The sequence below is a fragment of the Streptomyces sp. Ru62 genome (assembly GCF_002920615.1).
In the GTDB taxonomy this organism is placed as follows: domain Bacteria; phylum Actinomycetota; class Actinomycetes; order Streptomycetales; family Streptomycetaceae; genus Streptomyces.
In genome coordinates, this window is the sequence record NZ_PQSU01000011.1 from 1 (window position 1) to 12,842 (window position 12,842).

Here is a 12,842-nt window from a genome sequence, read left to right on the forward strand (position 1 = left end):
CCCCACCCCGCCCCAAGAACTCAAGGCACGCCGGCTACGCCCCTTCCGCCGACTCCTCCTCGTCGGTGTCGGTGTCCCCGGGCGCGTCGGCGGCGAAGCCTGGGAGCCATTCCTCCAGTTCGTCGCGGAGGCGTACCGTGGCGCCCAGTTGGCACAGGACCCCGATCGTGCTGAGGGTCACCCGGTGTATCAGCAGATAGGCCGGCGGGAGGTTGAGCCGCTTGCCGAGCTGGTAGGCGGGGGAGCGGGGGTCGGCGATGCGGGCGGCCTGGCTGCGCATCCAGGAGCGGGTGAAGGTGAACGCCTCCACGCGGGCCGGCTCGATGATCGGCAGCAGGTAGTCGAGGACCGCGTCCGGGTCCAGCTCGATGGTCTCCTTCACGAAGCCCTCGGCGCACAGCAGCTCGTAGACCGTCTCCGCCTCGCCGTCCAGCGTCATCCGCAGCGAGATGCCGATCGGGGTCGGCAGGCCGCCGGGGAGCCGGTCGACGGTGCCGAAGTCCAGCACTCCCAGGCGCCAGTCGTCCGGGCCGTCCGGGCCACCGGGCAGCAGACGGAAGTTGCCCGGATGGGGGTCGGCGTGCAGCAGGCCGGTGCGGGCCGGGCCGGAGAAGAGGAAGCGGGCCAGGAGCTGGCCGGCCCGGTCGCGCTGCTCCTGGGTGCCGTCCGCGATGACCTCGGACAGTGGGATGCCGTCGATCCATTCGGTCACCAGCACCTGGTCGCACTGGTGCACCACCGCCGGGACGACCACGTCCGGGTCGTCCGTGAACTCCTCCGCGTGGGCGCTCTGCGCCTGGGCCTCCAGCCCGTAGTCCAGCTCCTCCGAGACGCGGTCCCTCAGCTCCGCGATCAGCGGCTTGATGTCCATGCCCGGGATGAGCGGGCCCAACAGCCGGGAGAACCGGCTCAGTTGACCGAGGTCGGAGAGCAGTGCCTCACCCGCGCCCGGGTACTGCACCTTGACCGCCACCTCACGGCCGTCGTGCCACACCGCCCGGTGCACCTGGCCGATCGAGGCCGCGGCGGCCGGCTTGTCCTCGAACTCCTCGAAGAGGTCGCGCCAGTCCGGGCCGAGCCGCTCCTGGAGCACCGCGTGCACGGTGCGGGTCGGCATCGGCGGGGCGGCCTCCTGGAGCTTGGTCAGGGCCGCGCGGTAGGGGCCGGCGATCTCCTCCGGCAGCGCCGACTCGAAGACGGACAGTGCCTGCCCGAACTTCATCGCGCCGCCCTTCAGCTCGCCGAGCACCTTGAACAGTTGCTCCGCCGTGCGCTGTTGCAGCTCGCGGCCGACGATCTCCGCGGACTCGCCCACGATCCGCTTGCCCAGCCCCCAGGTCGCCCGGCCGGCGAAGCCGAGCGGGAGCGCGGCGAGCTTGGCGGTCCGGGTGACCGCCTTCCGGGGAAGATCAGACATGCGCCCTCCAGGTCCCAGTCGGCCGTGCCGCGCCTGCTTCGCGTCGCCGCTTCGTCGACGGCCGTTGCACCGCCATTGTCGCGCGCGTTCCGCCATCGGTTGCGGAGTGCTCCCGTTTCTGTCTCCCGGCCGCCCCGCACGCGCATTCCGGATGCGGCCGCACCGGCCGGGCGCACCAGTCCAGACCGGGCAGGGACACCTCCCAGCGAGTACCCGCGGCGGACGGTGACCCCCCGTCGAGGAAGGCCAGGGCGTGCGCCGCGGCGAGACCGGCCACCGCCGTGGCCAGGGTCAGGTCGCAGGCCCCGACCCGGCGGGACCGTCCGGACCGCCACTGGGTGACCAGACGGGGCCAGGCCGGGTCCCGGTCCGTGCGGTCCCGGTCCAGGCAGCCGGCGCAGCCCGACTCGCCGGGCAGGACGAGCGGGCCGACGACACCGGTGCCCTCCACGACCCCGGCGTAGAGATGAGGGGTGCCGGTGGTCATCAGCGGTTCGGCGGTGAACGGGTCCGGGGCGTGCACGGCGACATCGTCGCGGGGCGCGAAGATCACCAGGGAGAGGCCGGGCTCCTCGGCGCCGGAACCGGGGGAGTGCGCGTGGCGCGGGGGGCGGTCCGGTGCGGCGCGGCGGACGGCGGCCCGGGCCGCCGCGTCCCGGCGGTCGCCCAGCGACTCGGCGGTCAGCCCGCCCGGCGCCACGTCCCACGGCTCCACCCGGCCCACGTCGCACACCTCGACCTCGCCGACGCCGGCGCCCGACAGTGCGGAGGCGAGGAGGGCGCCGACCCGGCCCGCGCCGCGCACCCGGACGCGCAGTGCGCGCCGGGCCGCGAGGCGGGCCAGCGCTCCGCCCGGCTCGGGTGTGAGGAGGGACAGGGAGGCGAGGTCGGGGCGCAGTCGTTCGAGGACGTCCGTCTTCTCCCGCAGTGTGTCGGCGGCCGGTCCGCCGCCGCGTGCGTCGTCGAGGAGGCCCGCGCGGGCCAGCCGCTCCACCAGCGCGTCGACGTGGCCGGCCGGCACGTCCGCCCGGCGGCCCTCCTCGCGCAGCAGCGGCAGTCCGCGCGTGCCGTCGAGCAGGTCCAGGAAGCTGCCGGTCGCCGTGGCGACGGGGCCCAGGGTCAGGGCGTGCGCCGGGGTCATCCCGAACTGCACGGTGTTGCGGTCGCGCCAGCCGCGCCGGAGTGCGGGCTTCACCACCGGATGCATGACTGTCCCCCCGTGTCCGTGAATGCGTGTCTGGGCCAGCATGCCTGGGCGGTGGTCGGGGCGTCGGGAGTTGTCCACAGGCTGGGGGTGTTCTTCATATCAATCAGACGGGGTGAAGTGGTGTAAAAAGGATGGATGATTCGGTCGTACGAATCAAACACATGGTGGGGGATCCGGAGGGAACCGTCCCCGGGCCGGGACTTTGCCCCGGTCCAGCGGGTAACGTCGGGGCGTGCCCGCCGACCCACTGCACCGCGCCGGTGAACCACAGCGCAGCACGACGAGCCAGCCGCCCCGCGGCTCGGGGACGAGCGCGATCGAGGTCCGCAGGAGCGCCCGGCGCCGCCGGACGGTCTCCGCGTACCGCGAGGGCGATCGCACCGTCGTACTGATCCCCGCCCGGATGTCGAAGGCGGAGGAGCAGCGCTGGGTCACCGTCATGCTCGACAAGCTCGCCGCCCAGGAGAGCAAGCGGGTGCTGGGCGACGCCGAGCTGGCCGAGCGTGCCGAGCGGCTGTCCGCCCAGTACTTCGACGGCCGGCCCCGGCCCGCCTCCGTGCGCTGGGTCACCAACCAGAACACCCGCTGGGGTTCGTGCACCCCCGCCGAGGGCAGCATCAGGCTGTCGCACCGGCTGCAGGGGATGCCGGAGTACGTCGTCGACTACGTGCTCTGCCACGAGCTGGCGCATCTGCTCGTCCCCGGCCACGGCGCCGACTTCTGGCGGCTGCTGGATGCCTATCCGCGCACCGAGCGGGCCCGCGGCTACCTCGAAGGGGTGGTCGCCGCCGCCCGGCTGCCGCATGTGCCGGGCGTGAGCGATGAGCAGGAGACCTGAGCGGACTCCGGGCGTCCGGCGTCTTTCCGGGGTGACCGGGGGCAGCCCCGCGCGCCGAGTGCCTTCCGTGTGAGCGGCCGGGTGCGGTTGTGTACCGGGTCTGTACCGACCCGCACCCTCGGGGGTCGCTGTCGGTCTTTGCCGTTAGCCTGGCGCGACGCACTCACATTCGGGATGGGGGACGGTCGTAACGCATGGCCAGGGAATTCCAACGCGGCCACAAGGCCAGGATCAGTGACCTCACCGCGGGCACGGATCTGTACGTAGGCGTGCAGATCTCCGGTCCCGGACTGACCTTCGACATCAGCTGCTTCGGTCTGGACGCCGACGAGCGTCTCTCGGACGACCGGTACTTCGTCTTCTTCAACCAGCCGAAGTCCCCGGAGGAGTCCATCCAGCTGCTGGGTGCCCAGGCGGGTGACACGGAGTCGTTCCGGGTCACGCTCGACCGGATCCCCTCGCACATCCGCAAGCTGTCCTTCACGGCGACCGTCGACGGCACCGGTCAGATGTCCCAGATCGCTCCCGGACACCTGCGCATCGTGGCGGGCGGCGAGGAGGTCGCGCGGTACTCCTTCAGCGGCGCGGAGTTCTCCACCGAGCGGGCCGTGATGCTCGGTGACTTCTACTTCAAGGACGGATGGCGGTTCGCCGCCGTCGGACAGGGCTTCGACGGCGGTCTGGAGGCGCTGCTGAAGAACTTCGGCGGCGAGGTGCTGGAGGAGGAGGCGCCCGCCACCCCGCAGCAGCCCCAGTCCGGTGCGGCCCCGGGCTTCGCCCCGCCCGCCCAGACCACGCCCCCGCCCGCGTTCGGCGCCCCGGCCGCCCCGGCCCCCGCACCCGCCCCGGCCCCCGCACCCGCTCCGGCGCCGGCCCCGCAGGGCTTCGCCCCACCCCCCGGCCCGACTCCGCCCCCGGCCCCGGCGCCCGGCCCGAACGTGCACGCCGCGCCGACGGTCGTCGCCCCCCTGACCCCGCCCGGAGGCGGCACCGTCCCGCCGCCGGCCCCCGCACCCGCGCCCTACGGACAGTCGCCGCAGCAGCCGTCGTACGGCGGCGGGCCCGGCGCGCCGATGCCCCCGGGATACGGCCAGCAGCCCGCACCCTACGGCGGTCAGCCGACCCCGCCCATGCCCCCGGGCTACGGGCAGGTCCCCGGCCAGCAGCCCGCCGCCTACGGAGTGCCGCAGGGCGCGCCCCAGGGCGGTGCCGGCGTGACGGCCGCGCTCCAGGCGTTCAAGGAGACGCCGACCGGGCAGCGCTGGACCCAGCAGAACAAGAAGCTGATCCGCGTCGACCTCGGCATCGGCGGCCGGCCCGTGCTGGCCAAGCAGGGCAGCATGGTGCTCTACCAGGGCAAGGTCGACTTCAGCTACAAGGGCGCCGGGTTCGCCGGGCGGATCGTCGGCAACGCCACCGGCCAGGAGATGCAGCTGATGCGCTGCACCGGCCAGGGCCAGGTGTTCCTCGCCGAGAACTCCACCCACCTGCACCCCGTCGAACTCCAGGGCGACGCCATCTGCGTCTCCGCGGAGAACGTCCTCGCGTTCGACGAGAGCCTCCAGTACGAGGTCCGCCGCATCGAGGGCCACGGCATCCCCGGCGGCGCGCTGTTCACCATGCAGTTCCAGGGCACCGGCACGATCGTCGTCAAGACGCACGGCACGCCCGTGGTGCTGCCGGTCACGCCGACCACCTTCGCCGACTGCAACGCCGTCGTCGCCTGGTCGGCCGCCTCCCAGGTGATCGTCTCCAGCCAGGTCCGCATGCGCCGCAACGCCTACCCGGGCGACACCGGCGAGAGCGTCAACCTCCAGTTCCGGGGCGCGCCCGGCAACTTCATCGTCGTCCAGCCCTACGAGGTCTAGAGGGAGCCCGTCATGAACCAGCCGCTCGCGGGCTTCGCCCCCGCACCCATCACCGCCCGCATGGAGAACCACGGCAACCACATGCTGAAGGTCGCCCTCCAGACCGGGAACGACCTCCTCGCGCGCGTGGGGTCGATGGTCGCCTACGAAGGCTTCATCCAGTACGAGCCCAACCCGCCCGCCGTCCGCCAGATCGCCCGCGACTGGGTCACCGGCGAGGGCGCGCCGCTGATGAAGTGCTCCGGCGACGGCCTGCTCTACCTCGCCGACTACGGCGCCGACGTCGTCGTGATCAACCTCAACGGCGACGGCATCTCCGTCAACGCCACCAACCTGCTCGCCTTCGACGCGCACCTCACCTGGGGCGTGGAGCGCGTGAAGGGGCTCGCGAAGTTCGCCGGGCAGGGCCTGTGGAACACGAAGATCTCCGGGCAGGGCTGGGTCGCGCTGACCTCACGGGGCAAGCCGATCGTGGTGGACTGCGGCGGCGGCGAGGACGAGACGTACGTCGACCCGGACGCGCTCGTCGCCTGGTCGCCGAACCTCAAGGTGAAGGGCAAGCGCAGCTTCAAGGCCCAGTCGCTCATCGGCCGGGGCAGCGGCGAGGCCTACCAGATGGCCTTCTCCGGCCAGGGCATCGTCGTCGTCCAGCCCAGCGAGGACAGCACCGACCGCCTCCGGTTCCGGGGCTGAGGGGGAGCCAGAACACCATGCAGAGCCCGCTTTTCGCGCACAACGACATCCAGACGCAAGAGCGCTGGAGCCTCCAGAACGCGCAGATGCTCCGGGTCACCCTGGAGGGCCACGACGACCTGCTCGCCCGCAAGGGCACCATGGTCGCCTACCAGGGCCTGGTCGAGTTCGACGCCGAGTACCGCAGCAACGGCCAGGCACGCGCGCGTGCGCACACCGGCGAGGGCCTGGACCTGATGCGCTGTCACGGACAGGGCACCGTCTACCTCGCCAACCTCGCCCAGCACGTGCACATCATGGACGTCGAGCAGGACGGGCTGACCGTCGACAGCTCCTACGTCCTCGCCATGGACTCCTCGCTGCACCACGAGGTCATCGCCGTCGACAGCCTCTACGGCATCTCCGGCTCCGGGAAGTACCAGCTCAACATCACCGGTCGCGGCCGGGTCGCCCTCATGACCTCCGGGGCGCCGCTGCTGATGCAGGTCACTCCCGACCGGTACGTCAACTGCGACGCCGACGCGATCGTGGCCTGGTCCACCGGGCTGCGCGTGCAGATGCAGGCCCAGACGCACTCCTCCGGCGTGTGGCGCCGGCGCGGCAACACCGGTGAGGGCTGGGAGCTGAGCTTCATGGGCACCGGCTTCGCGCTGGTGCAGCCCAGCGAGCCGCTGCCGCCGCAGAACGCGGCGATCGGGCAGGGCCTCGCCGCCCAGTTCGGCATGGGGCAGCAGGGCGCGCGCGGGCAGAACCAGGGGAACGTCTGGAGCTGATCGCTCCGCCGGTCCGGCCCGGGGGTTCCGGGGGCCGCCGACCGCGTTCGGCTGCGGTCCGTATGTGGCCGGCGGCGCAGTCCCCGCACCCTCTGGGGGCGCGATGGGCCGCCCGACGCGAGGGGCGACCGCCCACGGTGGTCGCCCCTCGCCTGTGGTCACAGGCGGGCGCGGGTCGCTTCCAGCAGCCGTACGACCGACTCGTCCGCCACGTCGGCCACCTCGTCGTAGGCGTACCAGCGCAGGTCGAGCGACTCGTCGCTGATCCCGTGCACCGCGCCGGGCGGGGCCAGGACCGCGTACTGCACGTCGAGGTGCCAGTGGCACGGAGGCGGGATCGGGTGCCGGTCCAGCCGCACCGGGCCACCGGGAAGCAGCGTCAGCCCGGTGATGCCGGACTCCTCGGTCGCCTCCCGCAGGGCCGCCGCCTCCAGCGTCGGGTCGCCCGGCTCGCAGTGCCCGCCCATCTGCAGCCACATCCGCAGCTTCCGGTGCAGCGTGAGCAGCACCCGGCCGCGCTCGGGATCGACCACCAGGGCGCTGGCCGTGAGATGACCGGCGTGGCACGCCTTCCACAGGCCGTCCGGGTGGGCCGCCAGATGGTCCAGGTATGCCTGGCGCAGCTCTTCCTGGCCCTCGTACCCCTTCAGGACGAGGACCGCGTCGTCGTACAGGCTCACTCGGCGTCGTCGCCCTTGCCGTCGTCGCCCTTGTCGCCTTCGTCCCTCTTGCTCAGGTCCGGCTTGCCCGCGGAGCCGCCCGCCGCCTCGCCGAGCATCTTGTCCAGCTCGGAGAAGTCCAGCTGCTCGCGGTGGACGAAGCCGTCCGGATCGTCCAGGTCCGTCGCGGTCGGCAGCATGTCCGGGTGGGCCCACAGGCCGTCCCGGCCGTCGACCCCGCGCGCGTCCGTGAGCGAGGCCCACAGACGGGAGGCGTCACGCAGCCGGCGCGGACGCAGCTCCAGGCCGATCAGCGTGGCGAACGTCTGCTCCGCCGGGCCACCGGTCGCGCGGCGGCGGCGCAGCGTCTCGCGCAGGGCGTCGGCGGACGACAGGCGCGGCTTCGCGGCGGCGTGGACCACCGCGTCCACCCAGCCCTCCACGAGCGCGAGAGCGGTCTCCAGACGGGCCAGGGCGGCCTTCTGCTCGGGCGTGTCCTCCGGCTGGAACATGCCCTGCTGGAGCGCGTCCTGCAACTGCTCCGGGTTCTGCGGGTCGAACTGGCCGACCACGTCCTCCAGCTTGGCCGTGTCGACCTTGATGCCGCGCGCGTAGCCGTCGACCGCGCCGAACAGGTGCGAGCGCAGCCACGGCACGTGCGCGAACAGCCGCTGGTGCGCGGCCTCGCGCAGCGCCAGGTACAGCCGCACCTCCTCCTGCGGGACGCTCAGGTCCTTGCCGAACGCCTCCACGTTGGCCGGGAGCAGCGCGGCCTTGCCGGCCGGGCCCAGCGGCAGGCCGATGTCGGTCGAGCCGACGACCTCGCCCGCGAGCACACCCACGGCCTGGCCGATCTGGGTGCCGAACATGGCGCCGCCCATCGAACGCATCATGCCGATCAGCGGGCCGGCCATGGCCTGCATCTCCTCCGGCAGCACGTCGCCCATGGCCGCGCCGACCCGCTCGGCGACCGGGTCGACCAGCTCCTGCCAGGCGGGCAGGGTCGCCTCGACCCACTCCGCGCGCGACCAGGCCACCGCCGAGCCGGAGCCCGACGGCAGGGACGTCGCGTCGTCCAGCCACAGGTCGGCGAGGCGGACGGCCTCCTCCACCGCCCTGCGCTCGGCGGGGCCGACGCTCGCGTCCTTCGTGCCGTCCGACGTGCCCTGGGCGACCGTCTGGCGGGCGATCTGCTTGGCCATGTCCCAGTTCACCGGGCCGCCCTCGTAGGACAGCATCTGGCCGAGCTGCTGGAACGCGGCGCCCAGGTCGGTGGGGTTCAGGGAACCGAACATGGCTGCGAGCGGGTTGTCGGCGCCGGGGCCGCCAAAGCCGCCGGCTCCGGGCAGGCCGCCGAAACCGAACGGATTGGCCGGTCCCTGCCCACCACCGCTCTGCTGGTCCTTCTTCTTGCCCTCGTCGCCGTCTTCCGGCTCCTCCGGCGGAAGGCCGAAACCGAATGGGGTGTCACTCACGGGATTCCTCGGCTGGTAAGGCCACCGGTTTCGCTCCGGCGGCGCGGCTGCCCGACAACACCACCCAGCGTAGACACCCCGACCCGATCGGGCCTCGGTGCTTCGCCCACGGAACGCCTGCGGCAGGATGGATGCACCTGGTACGTACGCGTCACTCGCGCCCGTACTGAAGACAACCGCTGGAGACGCCCGGTGAGTTCCCCAGATCCGCAGGTTCGCGCAGCGCGAAACCTCTCAGCCCACCCGTCGCCCGACCACCGCCCCTCGACGACGGCGCTGCGCGCCGGCGAGACGTCTGCCGTGCGCGGGCCCGTCGTCGCGGTGACCGGCGCCGCCACCGGGGTCGGCGCCCTGCTCACCGAGCGACTGGCCGCGTCGGAGGAGATCAGACAGGTCCTCGCCATCGACGAACGGCGCGGTGAGTGCGCCGACGCGCAGTGGCACATCCTCGACGTCCGCGACCCCGCCATCGCGGACAAGCTGCGGGGCGCCGACGTCGTCGTCCACCTCGCGCTCGACCTCGACCTGGAGACCGATCCGGCGGCGCGCACCGCTTACAACGTCCGGGGGACACAGACCGTCCTGACCGCCGCCGCGGCCGCCGGCGTGCACCGGGTGGTGCTGTGCACCTCCGCGATGGTCTACGGCGCGCTGCCCGACAACGAGCTGCCGCTGTCGGAGGACGCCGAGCTGCGCGCCACCGCCGAGGCGACCGGCGTCGGGGACCTGCTGGAGATCGAACGCCTGGCGCGGCGGGCTCCGCGCGCGCATCCGGGCCTGAACGTCACCGTGGTGCGGCCGGCCGTGCTGGTCGGCGGCACGGACACCGCGCTGACCAGGTACTTCGAGTCGCCGCGGCTGCTGGTGGTGGCCGGGTCGCGGCCCGCGTGGCAGTTCTGCCATGTCGAGGACCTGTGCAGCGCCCTGGAGTACGCCGTGCTGGAGAAGGTCGACGGGGAACTGGCCGTCGGCTGCGACGGGTGGCTGGAGCAGGAGGAGGTCGAGGAGCTGAGCGGCATCCGGCGGATGGAGCTGCCCTCGGCGGTCGCGCTCGGCGCGGCGGCCCGGCTGCACCGGATCGGGCTCACCCCGTCCCCGGCGGGCGACCTCGCCTACACGATGTACCCCTGGGTGGTCAGCGGGAGCCGGCTCCACGACTCCGGGTGGCGGCCGAAGTGGACCAACGAGGAGGTGCTCGCCGAGCTGCTGGAGGAGGTGTCCGGCCGGCACACGGTGGCCGGGCGGCGGCTGGGGCGGAAGGACGCGACGGCCGCCGGTGCGGCCGGGGCGACGGTCGCCCTGCTGGGCGCGGCGGCCGTCGTACGGCGCGCCCGGAAGGCCCGGCGACGCGTCTGACGTGCGGGGAGCGGCCGATGCGGAAGCTGCGCTGTAGGAGCCTCCAAGCGTCCCGCGCGCGTGCCTGCGGAAACTCGTATTCCGCGGTGTCACACCCGTGCGGCACGATGGGGGCATGGCGCATACGAACGATCACCCCGGTGAGCAGGCGGCTCAGGACCCCATCAAGCTGATCGGCATCCGGGAGACCCCGCTCTCCGTGGACGAGGTGTTCCAGGCCGTCGGCGACGACGCGGCCGGGGGCGTCGCGCTGTTCGTGGGGACCGTGCGGAACCACGACGGGGGTGCCGACGTGGACGCGCTCGGGTACTCCTGCCACCCGAGTGCCGAGGCCGAGATGCGGCGGATCGCCGAGAAGGTCGTCGCCGACCACCCCGTGCGGGCGCTGGCCGCCGTCCACCGGGTGGGGGACCTCCGGGTCGGGGATCTGGCCGTCGTCGTCGCCGTGGCCTGCCCGCACCGCGCGGAGGCCTTCGACGCCTGCCGCAAGCTGATCGACGACCTCAAGCACGAGGTGCCCATCTGGAAGCACCAGAAGTTCTCGGACGGCACGGAGGAGTGGGTCGGCGCCTGCTGACGCCTGACCGACGCTCGATCCTGACGAGGGCGCCCGCTGATTCCCGGCCCGGGCGCCGGCTGATACTGGCGCGAGCGCCTGCTGACCCGGCCGGAGCCCGCCGTTCCCGGACGGTCGCCTCCGGCCTGGGCTCGGCGTCCGCTGGCTCCCGGCCGGCGCGCCCCGGCACCTCCCGGCTCCGGCCCGGAGCCCGCTGGCCCCGGCCCGGCACCCGCCGGCCCGCCGGCTTGCGCTTGCTGCCTCCCGCCCGGCACCCGCAGGCCCCACGCGGCCCCCGCAGCCCCGCCGGGTGCCCGTCAGCCGCGGCCCGACGACACGGCCCAGCGCCCGCAGCCCCCGCCCTGCACTCGTACACCTCGACCCGGCCCCCGCCGCACCCCAGCCCGTCACCCCCGACCCGGCCCCCGCAGCCCCCGCCCGTCCACCCCGCCCAGTGTCCGGGCCCCTCGCCCCGCCCCGTCCGCTGATCCGTCTGGTCTTCCGCGGTCCCCCGAAGGCGTCACACCCGGCACACGTCTGCTCCGGTTGCGTAACCGGCACCCTAGCGTGAGCGTTGTCCGTGCAGACGGTTAATCTGCTGATCAGTCATTTGCGGACGCTCATGGCGTATGGGAGGTCGGCATGGGGGTGCTTGTCTGGCTGCTGATCCCGCTGGTGGCCGCGATCGGCGGCGGGCTGTGGGGAACGTGGGCCAACCGGACCCGCAAGACGCGGAGCGACGGCCCTGAGCTGGACGGATACGCCCGGTTCCGCGAGGCCATGGAGAAGTCCCACACGGGTGCGCGCGGCGCCTGACGGGGGTGCCCTGACAGTGCGCTGACAGAGGCGTCCCGTACTGTCGTGACATGCCACGCCGCACCGCGACGATGCTCGCCTCGACCCTGATGCTGATCGCGCTCCTGTGCGCGGGAGTCCTCATCCCCGTGCCGTATGCGGAGATGTCTCCCGGCCCGACCGTGAACACGCTCGGGGAGCACGACGGCGAGCCGGTGCTGCAGATCTCGGGGCACAAGACCTACCCGACGGACGGCCATCTGAACATGACGACCGTCCGGGTCACCGGCGCCGACTACCGGATGAACCTGGTGGAGGCCGTCTACGGCTGGCTCGCCCACGACAGCAAGGTCCTCCCGCACGACACGCTGTACCCGGACGGCAAGACGGAGGAGCAGTCCACCCAGGAGAACGCCGAGGAGTTCAGTCAGTCCCAGGAGAGCGCCAAGGTCGCCGCCCTGAAGGAGCTGGGCGTCCCGGTGAAGTCCTGGGTGATCGTCTCCACGGTCGTCAAGGGCTCCCCGGCCGAGGGCAGGCTGCACGCCGGTGACGTGATCAAGGCCGTCGACGGTACGGCGATCAAGCAGCCGTCCGACGTCGCCAAGCTGGTCACCAAGCACAAGCCGGGGCAGAAGGTCGTCTTCACCGTCGTGCCCGCCAAGGAGCAGGCCGCCGCCGAGAAGGCGAACGGGGCGGCGACCAGGACGCGGGAGGTCACGATCACGACGACGACCTCCCACGACACCGCGGCGAAACGGGCCATCGTCGGCATCTCCGCCGGGACCGACCACACCTTCCCGTTCACCATCGACATCAAGCTCGCCGACGTCGGCGGGCCCAGCGCCGGCCTGATGTTCGCCCTCGGCATCTACGACAAGCTCACCCCGGGCAGCCTCACCGGCGGGAAGTTCGTCGCCGGCACCGGCACCATCGACGACAACGGCACGGTCGGCCCGATCGGCGGCATCGAGATGAAGACCGTCGGCGCGCGCGACCGCGGCGCCCGGTACTTCCTGACCCCCGCCGACAACTGCGCGGCGGCCGCCAAGGACACCCCGGACGGGCTCACCCTGGTCAAGGTCAAGACCATCGGTGACGCGCTCGACGCGCTGAAGGACATCCGCAGCGGGGACACCGCCGCCCTGCCGAAGTGCACCGCCAAGGGCTGAACGGGCCGTGACACGGCTGGGGGCGCCCCTGATGGC

General features: G+C 72.9%; 12 protein-coding genes. 8 read left to right on the forward strand and 4 right to left on the reverse strand.

Annotation, left to right across the window (positions count from 1 at the left end):
• Positions 1 to 34 precede the first annotated feature (34 nt).
• Together C3492_RS16205 and C3492_RS16210 are read right to left on the reverse strand one after the other, a co-directional pair.
• Positions 35 to 1,417 carry an AarF/ABC1/UbiB kinase family protein gene (locus C3492_RS16205; protein ID WP_103812480.1) on the reverse strand — a complete coding sequence of 461 codons (1,383 nt, stop codon included), beginning with the start codon at positions 1,415 to 1,417 and terminating at the stop codon, positions 35 to 37.
• Positions 1,410 to 2,624, reverse strand: coding sequence for a TOMM precursor leader peptide-binding protein (locus C3492_RS16210; protein ID WP_103812481.1), 1,215 nt, complete (start codon positions 2,622 to 2,624; stop codon positions 1,410 to 1,412). The genes C3492_RS16205 and C3492_RS16210 overlap by 8 nt, the downstream gene beginning before the upstream one ends.
• A 232-nt stretch (positions 2,625 to 2,856) precedes the next feature.
• Here C3492_RS16210 and C3492_RS16215 point away from each other — a divergent pair, with 232 nt between their 5' ends.
• The 4 genes from C3492_RS16215 to C3492_RS16230 all read left to right on the forward strand — a co-directional run bounded on the left by C3492_RS16215 (position 2,857) and on the right by C3492_RS16230 (position 6,796).
• Positions 2,857 to 3,462 (forward strand): M48 family metallopeptidase, encoded by a 606-nt coding sequence (locus C3492_RS16215; RefSeq protein WP_103812482.1) that lies wholly within the window; start codon positions 2,857 to 2,859, stop codon positions 3,460 to 3,462.
• 194 nt (positions 3,463 to 3,656) lie between these two features.
• Complete coding sequence (locus tag C3492_RS16220) at positions 3,657 to 5,330, forward strand: TerD family protein (RefSeq protein ID WP_103812483.1); 1,674 nt, start codon at positions 3,657 to 3,659, stop codon at positions 5,328 to 5,330.
• 12 nt (positions 5,331 to 5,342) lie between these two features.
• The gene (locus C3492_RS16225) at positions 5,343 to 6,023 is read left to right on the forward strand and encodes an AIM24 family protein (protein WP_103812484.1); all 681 of its coding nucleotides are present in this window, start codon (positions 5,343 to 5,345) and stop codon (positions 6,021 to 6,023) included.
• 17 nt (positions 6,024 to 6,040) lie between these two features.
• Positions 6,041 to 6,796 carry an AIM24 family protein gene (locus C3492_RS16230; protein WP_103812485.1) on the forward strand — a complete coding sequence of 252 codons (756 nt, stop codon included), beginning with the start codon at positions 6,041 to 6,043 and terminating at the stop codon, positions 6,794 to 6,796.
• A 158-nt stretch (positions 6,797 to 6,954) separates the two neighbouring features.
• On the opposite strand, the gene C3492_RS16235 is transcribed toward C3492_RS16230, so the two are convergent.
• Positions 6,955 to 7,476 carry an NUDIX hydrolase gene (locus C3492_RS16235; RefSeq protein ID WP_103812486.1) on the reverse strand — a complete coding sequence of 174 codons (522 nt, stop codon included), beginning with the start codon at positions 7,474 to 7,476 and terminating at the stop codon, positions 6,955 to 6,957.
• Positions 7,473 to 8,930: a zinc-dependent metalloprotease gene (locus tag C3492_RS16240; RefSeq protein WP_103812487.1), complete on the reverse strand. Its 1,458-nt coding sequence runs from the start codon at positions 8,928 to 8,930 to the stop codon at positions 7,473 to 7,475. The genes C3492_RS16235 and C3492_RS16240 overlap by 4 nt, the downstream gene beginning before the upstream one ends.
• A 192-nt stretch (positions 8,931 to 9,122) precedes the next feature.
• On the opposite strand from C3492_RS16240, the gene C3492_RS16245 reads away from it, so the two are divergent.
• The 4 genes from C3492_RS16245 to C3492_RS16255 all read left to right on the forward strand — a co-directional run bounded on the left by C3492_RS16245 (position 9,123) and on the right by C3492_RS16255 (position 12,806).
• Positions 9,123 to 10,286: an SDR family oxidoreductase gene (locus tag C3492_RS16245; protein WP_103812488.1), complete on the forward strand. Its 1,164-nt coding sequence runs from the start codon at positions 9,123 to 9,125 to the stop codon at positions 10,284 to 10,286.
• Positions 10,287 to 10,401: 115 nt separating this feature from the next.
• Entirely contained in the window at positions 10,402 to 10,863 is a 462-nt protein-coding gene (locus tag C3492_RS16250; RefSeq protein WP_014674870.1) for a molybdenum cofactor biosynthesis protein MoaE, read from the forward strand.
• Between the two features lie 621 nt (positions 10,864 to 11,484).
• Positions 11,485 to 11,658: a hypothetical protein gene (locus C3492_RS44635; RefSeq protein ID WP_165951753.1), complete on the forward strand. Its 174-nt coding sequence runs from the start codon at positions 11,485 to 11,487 to the stop codon at positions 11,656 to 11,658.
• Positions 11,659 to 11,708: 50 nt separating this feature from the next.
• Positions 11,709 to 12,806 carry a PDZ domain-containing protein gene (locus C3492_RS16255; protein ID WP_181140395.1) on the forward strand — a complete coding sequence of 366 codons (1,098 nt, stop codon included), beginning with the start codon at positions 11,709 to 11,711 and terminating at the stop codon, positions 12,804 to 12,806.
• The last annotated feature ends 36 nt before the right edge of the window (positions 12,807 to 12,842 follow it).